Annotated in this window: 16 protein-coding genes; 6 read left to right on the plus strand and 10 right to left on the minus strand. The window is 70.6% G+C overall.

Translation table 11 applies throughout. From position 1 onward, the window contains the following. Positions 1 to 4: 4 nt before the first annotated feature. From AC5L3X_RS06120 to AC5L3X_RS06145, 6 genes are read right to left on the minus strand one after another with little or no spacing between them, the layout of a single operon-like run. On the minus strand, positions 5 to 916 hold the full coding sequence (locus AC5L3X_RS06120) for a glycoside hydrolase family 191 protein (protein WP_494855658.1): 912 nt from the start codon (positions 914 to 916) through the stop codon (positions 5 to 7). Between the two features lie 11 nt (positions 917 to 927). Next, a complete protein-coding gene (locus AC5L3X_RS06125) occupies positions 928 to 1,806 on the minus strand; it encodes an NAD-dependent epimerase/dehydratase family protein (protein WP_494855660.1) in 879 nt (292 codons plus the stop codon). After that, positions 1,803 to 2,528: a sugar phosphate nucleotidyltransferase gene (locus tag AC5L3X_RS06130; protein ID WP_494855661.1), complete on the minus strand. Its 726-nt coding sequence runs from the start codon at positions 2,526 to 2,528 to the stop codon at positions 1,803 to 1,805. Before AC5L3X_RS06130 ends, AC5L3X_RS06125 begins: the two co-directional genes overlap by 4 nt. 20 nt (positions 2,529 to 2,548) lie before the next feature. Next, entirely contained in the window at positions 2,549 to 3,964 is a 1,416-nt protein-coding gene (locus AC5L3X_RS06135; RefSeq protein WP_494855662.1) for a hypothetical protein, read from the minus strand. Continuing rightward, a complete protein-coding gene (gene pelF, locus AC5L3X_RS06140; protein WP_494855663.1) occupies positions 3,961 to 5,388 on the minus strand; it encodes a GT4 family glycosyltransferase PelF in 1,428 nt (475 codons plus the stop codon). Before pelF ends, AC5L3X_RS06135 begins: the two co-directional genes overlap by 4 nt. Then, positions 5,385 to 7,532, minus strand: a complete 2,148-nt coding sequence (locus AC5L3X_RS06145; protein ID WP_494855665.1) for an Agd3-related carbohydrate deacetylase — start codon at positions 7,530 to 7,532, stop codon at positions 5,385 to 5,387. The genes pelF and AC5L3X_RS06145 overlap by 4 nt, the downstream gene beginning before the upstream one ends. Before the next feature lie 194 nt (positions 7,533 to 7,726). On the opposite strand from AC5L3X_RS06145, the gene AC5L3X_RS06150 reads away from it, so the two are divergent. Then, positions 7,727 to 8,593, plus strand: a complete 867-nt coding sequence (locus AC5L3X_RS06150) for an AfsR/SARP family transcriptional regulator (protein WP_494855666.1) — start codon at positions 7,727 to 7,729, stop codon at positions 8,591 to 8,593. Positions 8,594 to 8,766: 173 nt separating this feature from the next. Here the strand turns inward: AC5L3X_RS06150 and AC5L3X_RS06155 are convergent, their stop codons facing one another. After that, positions 8,767 to 11,847 (minus strand): PKD domain-containing protein, encoded by a 3,081-nt coding sequence (locus AC5L3X_RS06155; protein ID WP_494855667.1) that lies wholly within the window; start codon positions 11,845 to 11,847, stop codon positions 8,767 to 8,769. 101 nt (positions 11,848 to 11,948) lie between these two features. Beyond that, complete coding sequence (locus AC5L3X_RS06160; protein WP_494855668.1) at positions 11,949 to 14,936, minus strand: PKD domain-containing protein; 2,988 nt, start codon at positions 14,934 to 14,936, stop codon at positions 11,949 to 11,951. Positions 14,937 to 15,226: 290 nt separating this feature from the next. Between AC5L3X_RS06160 and AC5L3X_RS06165 the strand changes: the two genes are divergently transcribed. The 5 genes from AC5L3X_RS06165 to AC5L3X_RS06185 are packed head-to-tail and all read left to right on the plus strand — an operon-like array spanning position 15,227 to position 20,360. Continuing rightward, positions 15,227 to 16,603, plus strand: a complete 1,377-nt coding sequence (locus tag AC5L3X_RS06165) for a hypothetical protein (RefSeq protein WP_494855669.1) — start codon at positions 15,227 to 15,229, stop codon at positions 16,601 to 16,603. Further along, on the plus strand, positions 16,600 to 17,763 hold the full coding sequence (locus AC5L3X_RS06170; protein ID WP_494855670.1) for a hypothetical protein: 1,164 nt from the start codon (positions 16,600 to 16,602) through the stop codon (positions 17,761 to 17,763). The genes AC5L3X_RS06165 and AC5L3X_RS06170 overlap by 4 nt, the downstream gene beginning before the upstream one ends. Positions 17,764 to 17,774: 11 nt before the next feature. Beyond that, positions 17,775 to 18,635 carry a sulfotransferase domain-containing protein gene (locus tag AC5L3X_RS06175; protein WP_189125004.1) on the plus strand — a complete coding sequence of 287 codons (861 nt, stop codon included), beginning with the start codon at positions 17,775 to 17,777 and terminating at the stop codon, positions 18,633 to 18,635. Then, the gene (locus AC5L3X_RS06180) at positions 18,623 to 19,519 is read left to right on the plus strand and encodes a Wzz/FepE/Etk N-terminal domain-containing protein (protein ID WP_494855671.1); all 897 of its coding nucleotides are present in this window, start codon (positions 18,623 to 18,625) and stop codon (positions 19,517 to 19,519) included. Before AC5L3X_RS06175 ends, AC5L3X_RS06180 begins: the two co-directional genes overlap by 13 nt. After that, a complete protein-coding gene (locus AC5L3X_RS06185) occupies positions 19,431 to 20,360 on the plus strand; it encodes a glycosyltransferase family 2 protein (RefSeq protein WP_189125002.1) in 930 nt (309 codons plus the stop codon). Before AC5L3X_RS06180 ends, AC5L3X_RS06185 begins: the two co-directional genes overlap by 89 nt. Before the next feature lie 9 nt (positions 20,361 to 20,369). Here the strand turns inward: AC5L3X_RS06185 and AC5L3X_RS06190 are convergent, their stop codons facing one another. Both AC5L3X_RS06190 and pssD read right to left on the minus strand, forming a co-directional pair. Next, positions 20,370 to 20,882, minus strand: a complete 513-nt coding sequence (locus AC5L3X_RS06190) for a glycosyltransferase (RefSeq protein WP_494855672.1) — start codon at positions 20,880 to 20,882, stop codon at positions 20,370 to 20,372. Continuing rightward, on the minus strand, positions 20,879 to 21,340 hold the full coding sequence (gene pssD, locus AC5L3X_RS06195) for a PssD/Cps14F family polysaccharide biosynthesis glycosyltransferase (protein ID WP_189125000.1): 462 nt from the start codon (positions 21,338 to 21,340) through the stop codon (positions 20,879 to 20,881). The genes AC5L3X_RS06190 and pssD overlap by 4 nt, the downstream gene beginning before the upstream one ends. Positions 21,341 to 21,441: the final 101 nt, after the last annotated feature.

Here is a 21,441-nt window from a genome sequence, read left to right on the forward strand (position 1 = left end):
AGTTTTACCTACAGGGCGGGCTGATGCGATCAAGGGCAACTGTGGTGACATTTCCCGCTATGCCGAGTTTTCGATAACGGGAACAGGCATTCATGACATTCGCCGCCGAACTCGCGTAGTCGGTCGCGAGCACCACTTTCCCTTGCCGGTGCAGAGCCATGGCATTGGCGAGATTCTCGCCGCACCATTCCTCGTCGCAGGGATCGTCCGTCGCCTTGAAGAACAGCTCCTCCATGCCGATCCCGTCGATCGCCCGGGTGTATCCGGGGTGGTGCCGGAGCTCCGGGGAGTTCTGCGGGAGGATGGCGAAGCCGGGGCGGCTCCGCTTGGCGTACGCGCTGATCCGGACGATCAGGTCGACCATGTCGCGGGCCAGGCGGTCACGGGTGCGGCCCGGCACCCGGGCCAGGTCGATCTCCTCGTAGGCCAGCGGGGTGTCGAGATAGACCCCGTCGAAGCCGGCCCGCAGCGCCTGGTCGACCCGGGGCCTGACGACCTGGTCCCACCAGCGCGGGTCCCAGTACTTCACGAAGTGCTCGTCCGGCCAGTCCTTCCAGACGTTGAGCAGCAGGTCGGCGTGCCGGTCACGCAGCGGGCGGTACTCGGTCCTGAACTCCTCGATCGAGCCGATCTCGAAGTACGCGAGCACCTTCTTGCCGCTGCCCCGCAGACGGGCGATCTCCTCGCGGGTGAAGTAGCCCTTGACCGTGCCGTCGCGGGAGAGATCGATGATGGCCAGCTGGTGCGGCGCGCGTGCCAGCTCGTCCAGCCGGCCCTTCGGGTACTTCTCCAGGACGTACGTGAACGTGGAGATCTCGCCCAGCCCCCGAGGACCGGCGGCCGGCGAGCCGGTCGCACAGGACGCGCAGGATGCCAGCGTGGCCATCGCGACCCCCGCGTGCAGGAAGGAACGCACCCCCGCTCCCCTCACACCATCGCCTTGACCGAGTCGCCGAGTTGGAACCGGGGCTGCCAGCCCAGCACCTGCCGGGCCCGGCCGATGTCGGCCCGGCTCCAGTCGACGGCCCGGGACCGGGCCGACCCCGGCGCGCTCTCCCGCACCTCGCCCGCGAACCCCGACTCCTGGGCCAGTAGCGCCACCACGTCGCGGACCGCGACCGCGACGCCGCTGCCGACGTTGAAGACCCGTTCGGTCAGCTCGCCGGCGAAGCCCGCGCTCACCACCGCCTCGGCCACGTCACGCACGTCCACGAAATCGCGGTAGGCGCCGAGCGGGCCCAGGTCGATGCGATCGAGCCCGTCCGTGACCGCCCGGTCGAGGAGCGTCCGGGCCCGGCCCAGCACGCTCTCGCCGCTGATGCCGGGGCCGATGGGATTGAAGATCCGCAGCGAGGCGCCGTCGAGCCTGCCCTCGGCGGCGGCCTGCTCGACCAGGAGCGTGCCGGCCAGGTGGCTGACGCCGTAGGCGCTGACCGGGCACACCGCGTCCTGCTCGCGCAGCGAGTGGTCCGGCCGCGCCGGGCCGTACTCGGCGGCGGATCCCAGGCGGACGAACCTGGCCTTCGGCGTCACCTGGGCCATCGCCTCGATGAGGAGCGCGGTGACCCCGGCGTTGCCGCGCACCAGCTCGTCGTATCCGCCCGACAGCCGGCCCACGCAGTTGAGCACCACCGAGGGCCGGACCGCCGCCAGCAGGTCGGCCACGTCGGCCACCGACGCCGTGAGCAGGTCGAGCCGGGCCCTGCCGGGACAGAGCAGCTGGGTCACCCGGGAGTCCGCCGCCAGCCGGTCCTTCACCTGGCGGCCCAGGAACCCCGTGGCGCCGAACAGCACGACGCCGGTCATCGCACCCGCTCCGGTGACGGCAGCAGCTGCGGCCGGATCTCGTCGAACCGGGCGTTGGCCTCGTCGTAGTCGTCGGGCCGCCCGATGTCGAGCCAGTAGCCGTCGAACTCGTAGATGCCCGGCGGGGTGTCCTTCGCGAGCAGGTCGAGCACCAGCTCGTCGAAGCCGAACGGCAGGCCGTCCTGGTAGTGCGCGATCGTCTCACGCGACAGGGCGTAGACCCCCATGCTCACCAGGTAGCTGAGCAGGGGCTTCTCCCTGAAGCCGACGATCCGCCCGCCCTGCGCTTCGAGCACCCCGAAGTCGATCTTCACGACGCGCGGCGAGGTGGCGACCGTGAGCGGCATGCCCGAGCCGGTGTGCCGGGTCAGCAGCTCGGCGTAGTTGAGCGTGGTGAGGACGTCGCCGTTCATCACCAGGAAGTCGTCGGGCAGCCGGTCCCTGATCGGGAACAACGGGCCGATGGTGGACAGTGGCTTGACCTCCTCCGTGTAGTCCACCGTCAGGCCCCAGCGGGAGCCGTCGCCAACGAACGCGCGGATGAGCGGGCTGAGATGCCCCACCGCGAGCGTCGCGTTGGTGAACCCCTGCGAGGTGAGCTGCCGCAGGATGATGTCGAGGATCGCGTACTCCTCGCCGATGGGCACCAGCGGTTTGGGCAGGGCCGACGTGTACGGACGCAGGCGAACACCCTTGCCACCGGCCAGAATGACGACGTGCATTGCGGTTCCCTTCTGCGGGGTCAGCGATACCGCTGGACGTCCCTGAGGCTCCGGGCCATGAGGACGAGCAGCACCGTGAAGAAGACGAGCCCGGCCGTGAGGAAGAGCGTCACGTCGGCCAGGGCGGAGTGCGGGTCGGGCAGCAGCCAGCGGCCACCCGGATGAACGGCGAGGGCCAGGCCCTGCGCCAGGCACAGGTGCGCCACCTTCCCCTGGCTGGCCAGCAGGAAGGCGACGAAGTAGGAGCCGCCGACGGTGACGTGGGCGGCGGCCATGACCGCGGCCCCGTACGACAGCGCGTCGGTGGCGTACAGGAACGTGAGCGGCAGCAGGGCGAGCGTGGACAGCACGGACAGGCAGATCAGCAGCCCTCTGGCGAGCAGTCCACGGGTCAGCTCGGTGAACTCGGCCGGGTAGCAGACCTCGCGGATCAGGGTCCTGGCCTCGTCCTGGAAGCGGTGCGCCCGGTATTCGAGCACGCCCATGCCGAAGACCAGCCCGGCGCCGGCGATGGCGAGGTCGGTCCGGTCGAGGACGTAACGGGCCTCGGCCTGGAGCAGGAAGATCGCGCTCAGCAGGCTGAAGACGAACGACGGGAGCAGGCCGCCGAGGTTGGCCCGGAGCAGCGTCCGCAGCCGGGGTTCGCTCGCGGGCGGGTCGGCGGCGACGCCCTCCCTCAGGGTCAGCAGGATGGCCGCCCCCACGAGGCCGGCGACGCAGACCACGCCCAGGCAGACCGCCACGAGCCCGGCCGGGCCCTCGCCGACGGCGACGTAGCCGACCCCGGCGAGCACGGCGGGCAGCATCATGATGGCGAGCCACGCCTCGCGCCGGTAGAACAGCAGGATGCCGGAGGCGATCTGGAACGCCATCTGCGTCACGCAGAGGGCGACGAGCGACACCGGGCCGTCCCTGACCACCGCGATCACCGTCGCCGTGAGCACCGCCGCGCTCACGCCCAGCACCAGCCCGGCCCGCAGCATCCGCCCGGCCGAGCGCGGGAAGCCGCGGCCGATCAGCGAGTAGGCGATCTGCGCGGCGGCGCTGCCGATCACCCAGCCGATCCCCGTGGTCAGGACCAGCCCCGGCATCAGCCACTGCGGGCCCACGAGCCCCGAGGCGGCGGGCAGCAGGGCGGCGGGCAGCGCGTACAGCAGCCCGTGCGCCATCTGCGCGGCCGGACGGGCCTGCCGGAGCACCGGCGCGGCGGGCGGCCGGGGCGGCTCCATGAGCGCGACGCGCCCATAGGCCGCCTCGGCCAGCGAGAACACGTCGGGATGGCCGTACCTCTCGCGGGCGATCTTGTCGTTGAGACCTTCGGACTCCAGGATGGCGGCCATCTGCAGGGGTTCGACGGCCCTGAAGACGCGCGTGCCCAGAGGTTGGATCAGCTCGTCGAGGCGGGCCGCGCCCTCATCGGGCGCGAGGGTCGTCATCCGTGGGCCTCCGGGCCGCCGCCGACCGGGATGAGCTCCTCGTAGACGCTGCGGTAGTCGTCCAGCGACTGCCGCAACGTGAAGCGGTCGAGCACCCGGCCCCGGGCGATCGCCCCCAGCCTGCGGCGCAGGACGGCGTCCTTCAGCAGGCGGACCGCGGCGTCGGCGACGGCCACGTGGTCACGGGGCGGCACCACGAAACCGGCGTCGGCCACCGCCTCGGCGACCCCGCCGACGTTGGTGCACACCACCGGCCGGCCGCAGGCCATGGCCTCGACCACGGTGTAGGGAAAGCCCTCGGAGATGCTGGTGAGCATCACCACGTGGCCCGCGTGGTAGGCGTCGACCGGGCTGGACACCCGGCCCTCGAAGATGGCGGAGTCCTGCAGCCCCAGCTCGGCGACGAGCGCGGCGCAGCTCTCCTTGTAGGACTCGTTGCCGAAGGGCACGCCGCCGAAGATGCTCAGCCGGGCGTCCGGGATCTTGTCCCGGACGATGGCGAACGCCCGGATCAGCGTGTGCAGGTCCTTCAGCGGGTCCACCCGGCCCATGAAGACCAGCGTCGGCGTCTCGGGCTCCGTCTCGGCCAGCGGGAAGTCGTAGGGGTCGACGCCGTTGTACATGATGCGGATCCGGTCGGGATCGGCGCCGTTGTGGATCTGCCAGCGTTTGTTGTACGAGGAGTGGGGCGCGATGCGGTCGGCCGCGACGTACGAGGCTCCCGCCAGCCTCCGGAAGAAGCTGAGCAGGAGCACCCGGACCGCGTGCGAGACCGGCTCGTTGACGTACTGCAGGTATCTCTCCCTCAGGTAGACGCCGTGCTCGGACAGCACGATGGGGGTCCCGTACTGCCATTTGGCGACCATCGCGACGAGCATGCTCAGGCCGTTCATCGCCACATGGGTCAGGTCGGTGCGCAGCGGCGGCTCGGCCAGCGGACGCAGCATGTGACCCATGAGATGGCCGGCGGTGATCGCGTCGGCCAGGTTGATCCCGTCTGTCCTGTTCCAGTACCACGAGTCCATGAGCTGGGTCAGCGACTCGTTGGTGGTGAGCGCGCCGGCCAGGTCACCGCCCGCGTGGGCGTACCTGAAGAGCGCCTCCAGCACCTCCAGGAACTCCGCGCTGCCCGCGCCCATGACCGCCGGGGTCAGCACCATGTGGAGGAAACGTTCGTACGCCTGCTCGAAGGCCGGGCCCGGCGCCCGCGGGGAGCGCCGGTAGTCGGTCTTCCACAACGGCATGGAGATGACCTGGTCGAGATTGTCCGGCAGGTCCCAGACGGGCCGTTCGGCGCCGTCCACGGTCATCGTGACCACGTCCCACCGGTAGGCGGGCATACCCCGGATGAGCTGGTCCATCCAGACGCTCACCCCGCCCATCGCGAAAGGGTAGGTGCCCTCCGAGACGAACGTCACCTTCACGGGCGAACGCTCGCGGCGACGGTGACAGGGGTGCCCGCGGCCAGCGTGACCTGGCCGACGGTGTCGGTGCCGTACGCCGTCGCGCCGGCGACCGCGGCGTTGGTGGCGAAGACGGTGGTGGCGGCGGTGGAGGTGAAGGTGACCGTGTCGGCCACGCGGTCGTAGACAGCGTTCACGTTGCCGAGGCCGGCGAAGTGCTTGGTGCGGTTCTCGGTGTATTCGGCCAGGGTGCCCCAGTTGGGGGTGAGCAGTGGCACCTTGTAGTAGGAGTTGTACTTGGCCGCCACGGCCTCCAGCCAGTCGAAGACGAGGCTCTTGCCCGAGCCGTAGTCACGCGCGTTGCCCTGGTGGAAGGTGTGCGTGTAGACCGAGCCGGACATGACGTGCTGCATCGCCACGTCACTCTCGTGCCCGATGATCTGCGCGTAGGTCTGGTTGGCCGGCCAGTAGGGGAACTTGCCCGACGGCCCGTAGTAGGAGTTGTAGAAGAGCGTCTCCTCGTCCGGCGTCGTCGTGTGGTAGGCGATGTTGGTGGGCCAGTCGGGCACCACCATGACGGCGGGCTCCAGTGGGTGGTAGATGCCGCAGTTGAAGCACGACGGCTTGTGGCTGTTGAAGGACATGTTGCCGTGCAGGTACTTCACGCCGAGGTCCTTGGCCGCGCGCAGCAGCTCGGGGTTGGAGGCGCCCAGCCCGTGGTCGGTGGGCGGGTCGATGTCGTTGTCAGGGTCGGGGTGGTAGACGCCGAGGCCGGAGTATTCGCCGGTCTTGAGGACCTTCGGGTCCACGCTCAGCCCGAGGAGCCCGGCCCTGGTGCGGTTGGCCTGGATCTCGGAGTAGTTGGTCCCGTAGTCCGTCGAGTTCATCTTCGGGTGCGAGAACGTGTGGTTGATCCAGGTGAAGGACGAGGCGCGGCAGCGCGAGTAGGAGGTCAGCCCGTCGAGGACGGGCAGGTTGAGCAGGCACGTCGGCAGGGAGAGCAGCTCGGCGCCCTCGCCGTTGTAGGCGATGTTCAGCTTGAAGGCGGAGGCCAGCGAGTTGGCCGAGCGGAAGCTGTTCTGCCGGTTGTAGAAAGCGACCGCGTCCGACCTGGTCAGCCGGAAGCCCGGGTCGGTGTCGAGGGTGCCGTCGGCCTTCAGGTGGTCGGTGTAGCTGAACCAGTCGTCCACGTCGGCGTTGAGGTAGTGGCGCTGCTCGCCCAGGAAAAGACCTCGGGTGGCCCAGCGGAACAGGCCGTAGGTGAGCAGGTCGGCCTGCGGCAGATACTGGTTGGAGGTGAAGGTGAGGGCCATCCGCTCGCGACCGTCGGTCGAGGTGCTGCGCACGCCCAGCACGTCGCCGCCCGCGGTGATGACGGGGTCGGCCGAGCAGCCCGCGGCGATGGCGCCGCGGTAGACGTAGGACAGCGAGATCGGCACGTTGACGCCCGACTTGAGGTAGTCGAAGACGCCCGCGCCGGCCGTGGTCAGCTGGGTGCTGATCGGGGTGTCGCCGACGCCCCCTTCGCTGCCCGCGCGCAGGCAGTAGTCCTCGGGGAAGGTCCCGTACGCGGTGTAGAGGGAGGCCTGGCGCACCCCGAAGTCACGCTCGTAGGCCCATAGAACGTTCCATTCTGCGGTGTCGAGCCCGCTGACGAAACCGCCGTCGCCGTCGGGGTGCAGCAGCGAGTTGTTGGTCAGCAGGATCGCGTTGTAGCGGCCGGTGCCGTCGCCCTGGAGCAGGCTCTGCGCGGTGAGCGGTTGGGTGCGGGTGTAGAGCACGTCGTACGCCGCGCCCACGCGGTCGAGTACGGACTTCCAGGTCGCGACGCCCCAGTCGTCCTCGTCAACGGCGACGACCAGGGCGCGCAGCCCCACCCGGTCGTTGGCGGCGGCGGTGAGCGCGGCGCTGGTCCGGGCGACCGTCGTGGACCGCTGCACGGGCACGGTGCCCGTCATCGTGGGGAGCGGGCCGAGCCTGTCCGCCTTCGGACGCGCCACCGGTGCCTTGATCGGAAAGGCGTGCGCCTTGCCGGGCTCGTCCGCGGCCGTGGTCACGGCCGCCTGGGAATTGGCCGTGAAAAGGCCGCACATCGCCAGTGCCGACCCGGCCATGACCGCCCAGTTGCGGGGTCGCGCGAATCCGATTCGCTGAATGTTACTCATTTTCATCCCACCTGACTTCCCGGCCGCGAAAGCGGAATACGGCCAGCGGATATGTCACCGGCCAAGCCTCGATTCTGATTACCGACAGTTTCTCGACGGTTTCATCGCGATTTCCCGGTCAACGTTTCACAAGACGATCGGACCCAATATCCTTCCTTGGGTCGTAATAAGCTGACACGCACGGGGGGAGACCCATGCAATTCGGCATTCTGGGTGCGCTGGAAGTGCGGGATGGGGACGATCAATTACCCCTCCGATCGATCAAACAGCGCAGCCTGCTCGCCATGCTGCTCTGCCACCGGGGCACGGTGGCGGGCAGCGACACCCTCGTCGACGCCCTCTGGGGGACCGACGCGGGTGAGGCGGGCGCCGGACGCCTCCGGCTCCAGATCCACCGCCTCAGGCAGACCCTCGGAGCGGGAGTGCCGATCACGCACGAGTCGACCGGCTACCTCATGCGCCTGCCCGGCGACGCCGTCGACGCCTGGAGGTTCGAGGCGCTCGTCCGCCGGGGACGCCGGGCCCTCGGCGCGAAGGACCTCGCCAAGGGCAGCGACCTGCTCCGGGCCGGTCTCGACAACTGGCGCGGGCCGGCCCTGTCCGGCCTGCACGACATCCCGCTGCTGCGACTGCACGCCACCCGGCTGGAAGAGGAGCGCCTCGCCGCGCTGGCCGACCGCGTCGACGCCGACCTCCGGCTGCGCCGGCACACCGGTCTCATCGGGGAGCTGACGGTCCTGGTCAGGGAGTATCCGCTCCAGGAGCGGTTCCGCGGCCAGCTCATGATCGCCCTGTACGCGACCGGCCGCCAGGCGGAGGCCCTGGAGGTGTACCAGGACGGCCGGCGGATCCTCAGCAGCGAGCTGGGCCTGGAGCCCTCACCGGAGCTGCGCCGGTTGCAGCTGGCGATCCTGAGCAGCGACCCCGCGCTCGTCGCGGCGCCGACCTCGGGCCACGGCCACGCGCGACGCGGCCGCTGCCACCATCGGCGCGACCGGCGGACCAACTGCCCGGTGTGCGCCAGGCGGTCCGGCACGGACGGCCACGGCCTCGCCGGCTGACACGATCCGGCAAACGAGACCCGGGAACGCGACCCGGGAACGAGACCCGGGAACGCGGAACGGGCCGCCGGAGAGGCGGCCCGTTCGTGTTCGATCAGCCGGTCACATCGGCCGGTTCACGGTCGGCCGGTCACATCGGCCGGTTCACGGTCGGCCGGTCACAGCCGGCCGGTTCACGGGGTGGGCTCCAGGACCAGGCTCCACATGGTGGCGCGCAGGCTCGCGGAGTCGGCCGTGGCGGTGAGACCGGCGTGGGTGCCCGGGGCGGCCGGCGCGTTGCCGTCGGTCACCAGGCTGGCCACCCGCCCCGATCCGGTGCCGACCAGGGTGGAGCGCACGGTCTCCCCCGCCGGAGCGGTCCAGGCCGTGGTGGCCGAGGACTTCTCACCCCAGTAGGACACGACCCAGCTCGCCGAGCCGGTCACCCCGATGGACGGAGTGGTGTGGGCGGCCTGGGTGACCGTCTCGATGACGCCCGAGTACCCCTGCAGGACGTTCGCCGACACGCCGCGGTAGGCGACGAGGGTCAGATCCGCCTTGGACTGCGCCGACAGCGTGACCGAGAGCGGATCGCCGCCGTCCTCGGGTGAGGCCACCTTCTTCCACACCTTGGTGACGACTCCCCCGTTGTCCTTGGTGTCGACGAGGGTCCACCCGGTCACGCCGGTCGGATCGGGGATCGTCACGCCGGAGCTGTTGACGGTCATGAACAGCAGCATCCCGTCGCCGCCCGCGACGCCGGCCGGCACCGTGACGGTGTGGGTCACCTGGTTGCCGTTGACCGCCGCCTGGCCGACGTACTGGATGTTCGCCGAGGCCGGGGCCACGGTGAAGGTCTTCGTCACCGCGTGCGTGCCGCCCCTGTCGTCGGTCACGGTCAGCTTCACGTTGTACGAGCCGGCCGCGGCGTAGGTGTGCGAGGCCGACTGGCCCGTCCCCGTGGCGGAGTCTCCGTACTCCCAGGCGTAGGAGACGATGGAACCGTCCGGGTCGGAGGCGAGGCTCGCGTCGAAGTCGCAGGCCAGGGCGGTGCAGGTGGCCGCGAAGTCGGCCGTCGGCGGCTGGTTCGCGCCGAGGACGGTGACGTTCTGCGTGGCGGTGGCCGTGGCCCCCTGCTCGTCGGTCACGGTCACGGTGACCGGGTAGGTGCCGGGCGCCGCGTAGGTGTGCGGGGCGACCGCGCCGGTGCCGGTGCCGCCGTCACCGAAGTCCCACGCCGTGGCCACCAGGGTGCCGTCGGGGTCCAGCGATCCGGTGTTGCGGGCGGTGCAGGCGAGGTCGGTGCACGACACCTGGAGCGCCGCCGTGGGGCCCGCGTTGGGCGGGGTCGCCCCCGCCGGTGAGTACAGGAACAGGCCGCGCTGACGCCATTCGCCGGAGCTGCTGAGCGTCACCGCGGTGCCCGCCACCGGCGCGCCGCCGGTGAAGTCGATCCGGCGGAAGTTGTTGGACACGCGGTCGGTGAAGTACAGCTTGCCGCCCGACAGGAACATCCCGCCGACCCGGCTGAAGTCGATGCCGGAGACGTTCGCGCTGGCGGTGAAGCGCTGGGCGCCGACGATCTCGCTCTCGGTGTTGAACCAGCGGTAGTAGAGCGAGGACTGGCCGCTGCGGGTGAAGTAGATCCGCCCGTTCGCGTAGAACATCGCGGTGGCGTTCTGCAGGTCCGACCCGAAATCGGTCAGGCCGTTGAGGTTGACCTCGGCCGCGGTGCCGAAGGTGGTCCCGTCGAACGTCCGCTTGTAGAACTTGCCGTCGGACCAGCCGGTGTAGAGCTGCCCGCTGAGCATGAAGGCGCCGCGGGAGCTGGACCAGTCGAGGCCGCCGTTGGGCGCGGACGTCACCGTGCCCAGCGTGGTGCCGTCGTAGCTCCGCTGCTGGACGTTGTCGTTGACGATGATGGAGCCGAGGCCCGCCTGGTACAGGGTGGCGGGCAGTTCGCCCTGGAACGGCCTGGTCACGGTGGCCCCGCCGGTGTGCGGGAAGAGGGCCAGGCGGCCGTGATACTCCCAGTTGCCGATGCGGTCGGTGTCGCTGCCGACCCACAGCCCCTGCGGGGTGGCGGTCAGGTCGAACACGCCGACTCCCAGGGTCCGGCCCGGGTTCCAGGTGAACGGCAGGCCGGTGCGCGGGTCGAGCGCGGCGATGCCCTCCCGGCTGACGGATCCGGGGCCGGCGTTGTCAGCGGCGAAGGGGTTGTTCAGCCAGCGGAAGTGGCCGCCGATGTAGACCGCCTTCGAGGTGACGCCGACCGCGTACGTGGTGTCGCCGCCGGTGTAGTTGGCCCAGGTCGGGTTCTGGCCGGTGCCCGTGGCGTACGTCTCCCATCGGGTCTGGGTGTCGCACAGCCTCGGCGGGCCGCCCGAGTACGCCCCCGTGGTGGTGACCACGAAGAAGCGGCCGTCCGGCGAGTAGTCGACGTCACGCATGTAGCTGTCGAAGGCGCTGGAGCAGGCGTCGGCGAAGCGGGTGGTCTGCCAGTTGGCCAGGGCCGCCGCCGGACCGGTGAGGTCGACCTGGACGATCTGACGCCGCGCCTGACCGCCGACGGTGGTGAAGTTGCCGACGGCGACCAGGCGGGTCTCGTCGGGGGTGACGTCCATCTTCAGCACGGCGGTGGTGCCGCCGTCGTGGGTGCCGGAGACGGCGAGGTCGTAGTAGGCGTCGCGGGCCCCGGTGGCCGGGTTCAGCGTGGCGAGCGCCGCCTGGGGCTGGCCGTCCACGGTGGTGAACGCGCCCGCGACGTAGAGTTTGCCGCCCGCCAGGCGCAGGTCGTTGACGCGGGCGTCGACCGACGGCGTGAAGCCCGGCAGCGCGACGCCGTCGGTGGTGCTGAGCCGGGTGAGGCGGCGGTTGGTGACGCCGTTCACCTGCCCGAACGCGCCTCCCACGTAGACGGACGCACCGTCCGGAGCGGGCAGGAGGGCTCTGACCTCGCCGTCCACGCTCGGCGTGAACGTGGTGTCGATCGCTCCGGTGACCGGGTCGAACGCGAAGAGGCTGTTGCGGGTCAGGACGGTGGGGCTGTCGTCCTCCTGGACCTGGGTGAACTCACCGCCGACATAGACCTTGTTCCCGATCTGGACGACGGCGTTGACGAACCCGTCGAGCACGTGCGGGGTGTAGTTGACCGGGTTGTCTGACACGATCTTGTCATGTGGCGCCTGCACCGCGTTGACTGGACCGCTCCACACCATGACGAGCGCGCACAAGAACGCGCCGCCCACGGCGAGGCCGCGTTTGCGTCCCCCCATCGGGACCCTCCTTGGAGCTGAATTGAACGTGATCCCCCGTGCTTGCGGCATCGGAGGCCCCCGTGACCCGGCGGTCAGAGGGGCATCCGGTGCGATTCCGCCTATGGAGCGATGACGAGGCTCCACATGGTGGCTCTGAGGCTCGCGGAGTCGGCGGTCGCGGTCAGGCCCGATCTGGTGCCCGTCGCCACCTGCGCTCCGCTGTCGGTGAGCAGGCTGGTGATCCTGCCGTTTCCGGTGCCACTCTGCGCGGACCTGACCGTCTCACCGGCGGGCGGGGCGAGCGTCGTGGTGGCCGACGACTTCTCGCCCCAGTAGGACACGACCCAGCTGCCGGGCGTCGTGACGGCGACGGCGGGCGTGGTGTGCTCCGCCCGTGTGACGGTCTCGTTGACCGACTCGTGGGCGGCGACCACCTGGTTGCCGGTGCCCCGGTAGGCGACCAGGGTGAGGTCGCCCTTCGCGAGTCCGGAGAGGGTGACGGAGAGCGGGTCGCCGCCGTCCTCGGGCGCGGCCACCTTCTTCCACACCTTGGTGAGCACGCCGCCGTTGTCGCGGGTGCCCACGACCGTCCAGCCGGTCACGCCCGCCGGGTCCGGCATCGTGACGGTGGTGTTGACGGTGAGGAAGAGCAGCAGGCCGTCGCCTCCGGCCACGGCGGCGGGGACGGTGAGGGCGTGCGTCTGCTGGTTGCCGCTCGTCCTCGCCATGCCGACGAACTGGATCTCGCCGGTGTTCTGGACCACCGAGATGCTCTTGGTGACCGTGTGCGCGGCGCCGGAGTTGTCGGTCACGGTGAGCTTCACCGGGTAGGTGCCGGGCGCGCCGTAGGTGTGCGAGGAGGACTGCCCGGTGCCGCCCGACGCGTCGCCGAAGTCCCAGGCGTAGCCGGTGATGGAGCCGTCGGGATCCGACGACGGGCTGCCGTCGAAGGTGCAGGCCAGCTCGGTGCACATCACCGCGAAGTCGGCGATGGGCGCCTGGTTGGCGCCCTGCACCGTGACGGTGGCCGTCGCGGTCGCGGTGCCCCCTCGGTCGTCCGTCACGGTCACCGAGATCGGGTACGTGCCGCTTCCCGGGAAGGTGTGGGCGGCCAGCGCGCCGGTGGCCGTCGTGCCGTCGCCGAAGTTCCAGGTCGTGGCGACGATCGTGCCGTCGGGATCGGCGGAGCCGGTGTTGCGCACCGTGCACGACAGGTCGGCGCACGAGGTGGTGAGCGCGGCCACCGGTGGCCTGTTGGGCTCGGTGGCGCCCGCCGGGGCGTACAGGAACAGCCCTCTCTGCCGCCAGTCGACGCCGTCGATCGCGGGACCGCTGACGGCCACCACCGTGCCCGCCACGGGCAGGCCGCCAGCGAAGTCGGCGCGCAGGAGCCGGCCGTCGACGCTGTCGCTGAGGTAGAGCTTGTCGCCGGCCAGGAACATGCCGCCGACCCGCGAGAAGTTGAGCCCGGTGATGTTGCCGGTGGCGGTCGTGCGCTGCGCCCCGACGATGTCGCTCTCCGGTGAGAAGCCCCGGTAGTAGAGCGAGCTCTGGCCGGTGCGGGTGAAGTAGAGCCGGCCCGCGTGGTAGAACATGCCGGTCATGTTCTGCATGTCGGTGGCGAAGTCGGTCAGCCCATAGAGGTTGACCTCGCTCGGCGCCCCGAACGCGGTGCCGTTGAAGGTGCGCCTGTAGAGCTTGCCGTCCGACCAGGCGGTGTAGAGCCGGCCGCTCAGCATGACCGTGCCCCTGGCGCCCGACCAGGCGATGCCGCCACCGTCCACCGGCTGGACGGGGCCGGCCGTGGCGCCGTCGTAGGAACGCCGCTGCACGGCGTCGGTGCCGCCGGCTCCCGCCTGGTAGACGTCGCCGGGCAGCGCGCCCGCCGAAGGTGGCAGCACGATCGTGCCACCGGCCAGCGGGAACATCGCCAGCCGGGCGTGGAACTCGCCGTTGACCCGGTCGGTGTCGCTGCCGAGCCACAGGCCGGTCGGGGTGGCCGTGAGGTCGAAGACGCCGACGCCCAGCGTGCGTCCCGGGTTCCAGGTCAGCGGGATGCCGCTCACCGGGTCGAGCGCGGCGATGCCGGCTCTCGGCACCGCGCCCTGCCCCGCCGCGTCGCCGCGGAAGGGGTTGTTGGCCCAGCGGAAGTGGCCGCCGACGTACACGGCCTGGGGGGTGACGGACACCGCGTAGCTGGTGTCGCCGCCGGTGTAGTTGATCCACGTCGGGTTGAGGTTCGCGCCGGTCGCGTAGGTCTCCCAGCGGGCGTGGGTGTCGCAGAGCCTCGGCGGCCCGCCGGAGTAGGCGCCCGTGGTGGTGACCACGAAGAAGCGGCCGTCGGGCGAGTAGTCGACGTCGCGCATGTAGGTGTTGAACGAGCTGGAACAGGTGGCCGTGTAGCGCGTGGTGTCCCAGTCGGCGAGGGTGGCGCTGGGGCCGGTCAGATCGAACTGGACGAGCTGCCTGCGGTTCTGGCCGTCGACGGTGGCGAAGTTGCCCACCGCCACGAGCCTCGTCTCGTCCGGCGTGACGTCCATCTTCAGGATCTGCGTCGTGCCGCCGTTCTGGGTCCCGGCGAACTGGAGGCCGACGTACGGGTCGAAGGCGCCGGTGTCGGGGTCGATCGTGGCCAGGGCGGCCTGCTGCTGGCCGTTGACGGTGGCGAAGGCGCCGCCGACGTAGAGGCGGCCGCCGGCCAGGCGCAGGTCGAGCACCCGGGCGCTGAAGTTGGGCACGAAGCCCGGCAGTGCCTGCCCGGTCGTGGTGTTGAGCCTGGTCAGGATGCGGTTGGTGGCGCCGTTGACCGTGCTGAAGGAGCCGCCCGCGTAGATGGACTGCCCGCCCGGGGCCGGGAGCAGGGTCCTGACCTCGTTGTTCATGTTGGGCACGAAGGCCGTGTCCAGGCGCCCGGTCGCGGCGTTGAAGGCGAAGAGCCGGTTACGCGTCTGTACGGTGGCGCTGTCGAACTCGCGCACCTGAGTGAAGCTGCCCCCGACGAAGACCCGGTTGCCGATCTGCACCACGGCGTTGACCTGGCCGTCCAGGACGTGGGGCGTCCAGTCGACCGGATTGGCGGAGACCACCCTGTCCTGGGGGTACTGCACAGCCAGCGCGGGTCCCCCGCAAACGACAAGAATTCCGGCCAAAGCCACGGCACAAATCCGCGCTAAACGGCCATTTCCCCCCATCGGCCCTCCTCAGGCCTCGGAAAACGTCCCAACGCCCCGATCGCTGGCAAAGTATGACACGTTCCAAGCTCTGTGGCATGAGGCAATTTTTGCCACCTTTTCCGTACCGGAACGACGATCACTGCCCTCTTGCACCTCGGGACGGATGCCCTCACTATGGACGCGGCTCATCACCAACAACGCGCACTTCGAGGGACATGTCACAAATGGCGGACATTGCGGTAGGTGGCCCGCTTCCGGCCTCCGGACCGCTCGCCCTCGCGTCCCGGCGCAGTCCTCCCCGGCTCCGTCCCGGCTGGCCGCTGAGCGTGATCTTCCTTGGCTTCCCCCTCTGGTGGGTCACCGGGCTCAGCACGTTCATCTTCCTGATCATGGCCGTGCCGATGGCCGTCGCGCTCCGGCGCCGTCCGGTGGTGCGCGCCCCCCGCGGCTTCGCGCTGTGGCTGTTCTTCCTGGTCTGGATGCTGATCGGCGGCCTGACGCTGTTCGCGGACGCGCCTTACGGCGTGCCCGGGGGCGAGCTGAGCAGGCTGCTCGTCTTCGGCTACCGCTGCGGGTGGTACCTCGCGATCACCGTCGTGCTGCTGTACGTGGGAAACCTCACCGAGGAGGAGCTCCCGAGGGCGCGGGTGATCAGGCTGCTGGGCTTCATGTTCGTGGTGACGGTGGCGGGCGGGCTGGTGGGCATTCTGGCGCCGCACCTGGAGTTTCCGTCGCTCCTGGAATTGGTGCTGCCTAAAAGCCTGACCCGGAATGACCTTATTTCCAGCCTTATTCATCCTAAAGCTGCCACTTTGACCACATTCCTCGGATACGAGGAGTCGCGGCCCATCGCGCCCTTCGCCTACGCGAATTCGTGGGGCGCCAACCTGGCGCTCTACCTGCCGTTCTTCCTTCTGGCCAACACCGGCCGGAAGCCACGCTGGCGGCGGATGCTGCTGGTCACGGGCCTGCTGCTCTCCCTGTTCCCGGTGATCTACTCGCTCAACAGGGGGCTGTGGGCGGTGCTGGGGCTCGCGGCGGCGTACCTGACGCTCCGTTACGTCCACAAGGGCAACCGGTGGGCCCTCCGATTCGCCGTGGGCGGGGCCGTCGCCCTGTTGCTGCTGGTCACCGGCTCACCGCTCAAGGCGCTGTTCCAGCAGCGGCTCGACACCCCGCACAGCAACGACCGGCGCGGGCAGCTCTACGTGGTGACGACGGAGAGCGCCGCGATCGGCTCACCCGTCGTGGGTTTCGGCTCCACCCGGGACCTGCAGGGCAGCTTCGCGTCCGTGGGAGGCGGTGAGCGTCCCGGCTGCAAGGGCTGCGGCGTGCCGCCGCTCGGCACGCAGGGCAGCCTGTGGTACCTGATCTTCGCGCACGGTTTCGTCGGGGCCGCGTGCTTCCTCGGCTTCCTCATCAGACGCTTCGCCACGCACTGGCGAGATCCCGACCGCGTCAGCATCGCGGGGTGCTGCGTGCTGCTGAGCTTCGCGGTGTTCCTGCTGATCTACGACCTGCTGGACGCCCCCCTCTACACCGTCATGATCGCCCTGGCCCTGATGTGGCGCCGGGAGCGATCCGGCACGGAGGTCCGATGACGGCCGGCGCCTGGACCGAGACCGTCTCCCGCCTGTGGCCGGGCAGCGACGTGAGCCACGTACACCGCCGCGGCGGGCAGCTGGTGTTCCTGCCCAACGCGCGCGAGGCGCGGATCCTGCTGCCGCTCGGCGCTCCCCGGGCGGCCAGCGCCGCGCTCCGCCGTTTCAGCCACGACCTCGGCCCCCGTGCGCGCCTCGGCCGGGGCCTGCTGTCGCTCGCGCTGCGCACCGGCCTTCCGCAGCGCCTCCTGCCCGACCGGGTCCGCGTCGGCCCCGCCGACGGGCCCTCCGTGCAGGACCGGCTGAGCGACCTGCTGGGGCAGCCCGTCGTGGTCAGCGTGACGATCGGGAACGAACGCGCCAACCGTAAACCGGTCCTGCAGGCGCTGACCCCGTCGGGCCGGTCGCTGGCGTTCGTCAAGATCGGTGACACCGACGTCGCCCGCGCGCTGATCGCCGCCGAGGCCGACGCGCTCCGCACCCTGTCGGCCTGCCCGCCGCGCGGGATCAGGACCCCCCAGCTGATCGCGTACGAGTCGTGGGGGACGGTCGACGCCCTGGTGATGTCGGTGTTGTCGAGCGGCGTGCGCCGGTGGCGGCCCCGCGACGAGCTGCCCGTGGGAGCGATGGCGGAGCTGGCCTCGATCACCGCCACCACCGCGGAGCTGGCCGGCAGCCCGTTCTGGAACGGTCTCACGGCGACGCCGGACCTGCTGCCCGACGGCGAGGCCGCCTCCCGGCTGGCCACCGTACTCGACCGGCTCGGCGAACGGCACGGCGGCGTCCGGCTGTCCTACGGCGCCTGGCACGGCGACTGGACCCCGTGGAACATGGCCTGGCAGCGCGACGTGCTGCACCTGTGGGACTGGGAGAGATTCGCCCAGGCCGTGCCCGTGGGATTCGACGCCCTGCACTACGCGCTCCAGCAGCTCGGGCCCACCACCTCCTGGACGGTCCAGCGGGTGTGGTCCGGCGGCACGCCGGCCGTGCTGGCGCCGTTCGGCCTGAAGGGCCCGGCGGCCTCGACGACGCTGAGCCTCTATCTGGCCGAGTTGTGCGCGCGCTACCTCGTGGCCAGCAGGGGCAGCATCGGCGCCCCGCTGCGGGCGCAGGCCGACGCCCTCCTCGATCTGCTCGACCGCCACACGACCACCAGCTGAAAGGGGACGAGATGCTCTCGCGCCGGTCCGCGCCGCCGTTCGTCAAGCAGATCGGACGGTCCGTGACCCGCCAGGTGGGCCTGGCGACCAGCCGAGCCCGCATGCTCCCCGGCTTCCTGCTCGTGGGCACCCAGCGAGGGGGCACCACCTCGCTCTGGCGCGCGCTGACGGCCCATCCCGCCGTGGTCCCGCCGCTGTTCCACAAGGGGGTCCACTACTTCGACGTCAACTATCCCCGCGGCCGGCACTGGTATCGGGGCCACTTCCCGGTGCGCGCGCTGGCGACCCGGCGCGCGTCCGCGCCGCCCGTGACGGGCGAGTCCGCCGGCTACTACATGCACCACCCGCTCGCCCCCGGCCGGATCGCCAAGGACCTCCCGGGAGTGCGGCTCCTGGTCGTGCTGCGCGACCCGGTGGAACGTGCCTACTCCGCCCACATGCACGAGCTGGCCCGAGGCTTCGAGACCGAGCCGTTCGAGCGGGCGCTGGAGCTCGAACCCCAGCGGCTCGACGGCGAGCTCGCGCGGATCGAGGCGGACCCCGGCTACGTCAGCCACAGCCACCGCCACCACTCCTACGTCGACCGCGGCCACTACGCCGACCAGCTCGACCGGCTTTTCACCCTCTTCGGTCGCGACCGGGTGCACGTGCTCTTCGCGGAGGACCTCTTCGCCGGCTTCGAGCGGGAGTACGACCGCATCCTGGCGTTCCTCGGGCTGCCGAGCTGGCGCCCCGCCACCCTGGGACGCGACAACGCGCGGCCCCGCTCCCCGATGCCCGAGTCGGTCCGCCGCGACCTCGACGCCCACTTCCTGCCCTACGACGAGCGGCTGGCCCGGCTGCTCGGGGTGGTGCCGCCGTGGCGGCGCTGAACCCCGACCCCACCCTGGCCGGCTACGCCGCCTTCGTCCGCCGGCACCTGATCCCGATCGTGCTGCTCGTCGCGGCCGGCACCGGCGCGGGGCTGATCCAGGGCATGCTGACGCCCCCGACCTACACGGCCTCCACCCAGGTGTTCGCGCCGGCCACGCCCGTCCATCCCGGCCTGGAGCGCAAGCCGGATCAGCGGCTGCCACGCGACGTCACCATCGACACCGAGGCCCAGCTGCTGCGGTCGAGCCCGGTGATGGACCGGGTGGCCGCCGCGCTCGGCGTGAACCGCCAGGGCGCCGCCGAGGCGATCACGATCAGCGTGCCCGCCAACAGCCGGCTGATCACCGTACAGGTGCGCGACCGCGATCCCGAGCGGGCCCTCGCCGCCGTGATCGTGGCGACCGACTCCTACCTGAGCCTGCGGCGGCAGATCGTGGCCGGGATCCGCCAGCGCCAGCTCGAAGCCCTGCAGTCGCGCATCGGCGTCGTGGAGGTCCGGCTGGACACGTTGTCGAAGGGCAGCGTGCGCCGGGACGCGGCGTCCCGCACCCGGCGGGCCTCGATGATCCGGCAGATCAACGAGCTCGAACGCCAGGTGTCCAGAATCCAGCGGCAGAGCGAGACCACCGGCGAGGTCGTCAGGGCCGCCTCGGTGCCCAGGCGTCCCGACCGCGACAACAACGAGGTGCCGGTGGCCTCGTACGCCGCGCTGGGCCTGCTCGCCGGCGTCGTCATGGGCATGCTCCGCGACCGTCGCGGCAGAGTCCCCGCATCATCCGAAGGAGCCGTACGGCATGAGCCAGAGCCCGAGCCCGACCTGTCCGCCCGTCTCGGTGATCGTCGCGACCCGCGACCGGCCGGCTCTTCTCGCTCAGGCCCTTGACGCGATCCTCGCCCAGGACTATCCGGGGCCGATCGAATGCGTCGTCGTCTACGACCGGGCCGAGCCGGATCCCGGCCTGGCCCGGGACGACGAGCACCGTCGCGTGATCGTGATCTCCAACGACCGGACCCCCGGCCTGGCGGGAGCCCGCAACACCGGGGCGCTCGCGTCCAGCGGGACCTTGCTGGCCTTCTGCGACGACGACGACGTGTGGCTGCCCGGCAAGCTCCGCGCCCAGGCCGACCTGCTCGCCGAACGCGGCGCCGAGGTCGCGGTCTGCGGGATCGTGGTGCTGTTCGACGGCAAGGAGACGGAACGGATCGCCGACGAGACGGCGTTGACCGTGACCGAGCTGGCCCGCCGCCGGGTGATGGAGGCGCATCCGTCGACCGTGCTGGTGACCAGGGACGCCTTCCTGCACCGCGTCGGGCCGGTGGACGAGGACATTCCGGGCAGCTATGGCGAGGACTACGACTGGATGCTGCGGGCCGCCGCGACCGGGCCGATCGTGGCGGTGCGAAAGCCTTTGGTACGCGTCCTGTGGGGGTCGCAGTCCTTCTTCCAGCGCGACTGGCGGATGGTCGTCGACGGGCTCGAGTATCTCGCCGGCAAGCATCCCGTGCTGCGGGCCGACCCCCGCGCCGCCGCCAAGCTGATGGGCCGGCAGGCCTTCGCGCTGGCGGCGATGGGGGCCAGGCGCGACGCCCGCCGCCTGGCGTGGCGGACGTTCCGCAGCAACTGGCGCCAGCCGCGCTCCTACCTCGTCTTCCTCATGTGCGCCGGTTTGGTACGGCCGGAGTTCCTGCTCCGCACGGCCCACTCCTTCGGCCGGGGGATCTAGGCAGGGGATCTAACGGCGGTCCTTGAGGAGTTCGTTCACATAGCCCTCGAAGCGTTCGACGGCCCGCGCGACGGAGCTGGCGGCGTGCTCGGCCGCGAACTCCGCCCGGTGCGTGAGTGCCCTGGACACCAGCGCGCCCAGCTCGGACTCGCTGCCGGCCACCGCGATCAGCCCGGAGGCGGCGAGCCGCGCGCAGAAGAGCTGCTGGTGGTCGTCGACGTGCTCGTTGAGGACGGGCGAGCGCGGCACGACGATGGGCTTGACACCTCGCCGCCTGGCCTCCGCGATCGTGGTGGGGCCGCCGTGCGACACGATGACGGCGGCCTCGGCCATGAGCCGGTCGACCTCCTCGTGCTCCAGGTAGGCGTGCCCCTCGGCGTGCCGGGGCGGGCGGGACGTGCCGTGCTGGACGACGCAGCGCGCCTCGTCGCGATGGGCGGCGGCCCAGGTGTCGGCCCAGCCGACGAGCCGGGAGAAGTCATGGTGGTCGGTGCCCACCGAGACGAAGACCGTCCGCCTCACAGCAGGCCTCCGATCACTCGCGCACGCGGGTAGAAGCGCAGCTGCTCTTCCCATTGCACGAGGAAGAGCGTGGTCAGCGGCGAGCAGAGGCGACCGGTGAGCGTGGCGCTGTCGAGCCGGTCGTACACCTCGATATAAACCGTTGGAATCCGCACAAACTTCGCAATCAGAAAAAACGGAAAGGCCACTCCGGCGCCCGTCGAGACGATGAGGGCGGGCCGGTCCCGGCGGAGCAGTTTTATGGCCAGCCGAAAATTGCGTACGAGGTTGGGCAGATTGCGCGTCGTGGGGTGGTGCCCCCAGACGACGTTCTCGCCCCTCAGCCGCGATCGAGCGTCGTCGGTGTCGAAGGTCACCCAGGTCCGGTGCCATTTTCGCCACCACGGCTCAAGGGAGGCCAGCTGCGCCAGATGCCCCCCGCTCGACGCGACCAGCAAGACTTTTCGCTCTTCCGCCACGGCCGCCCGCTTTGTCGCACATCCGGATTGAGTTCAGCTCACAGTAGAACATTGGCCATATTCCGGTAAACTTCGTGCCGACATTGCCTGGGGACGCGCAA

The organism is Nonomuraea sp. CX421, from assembly GCF_059358955.1.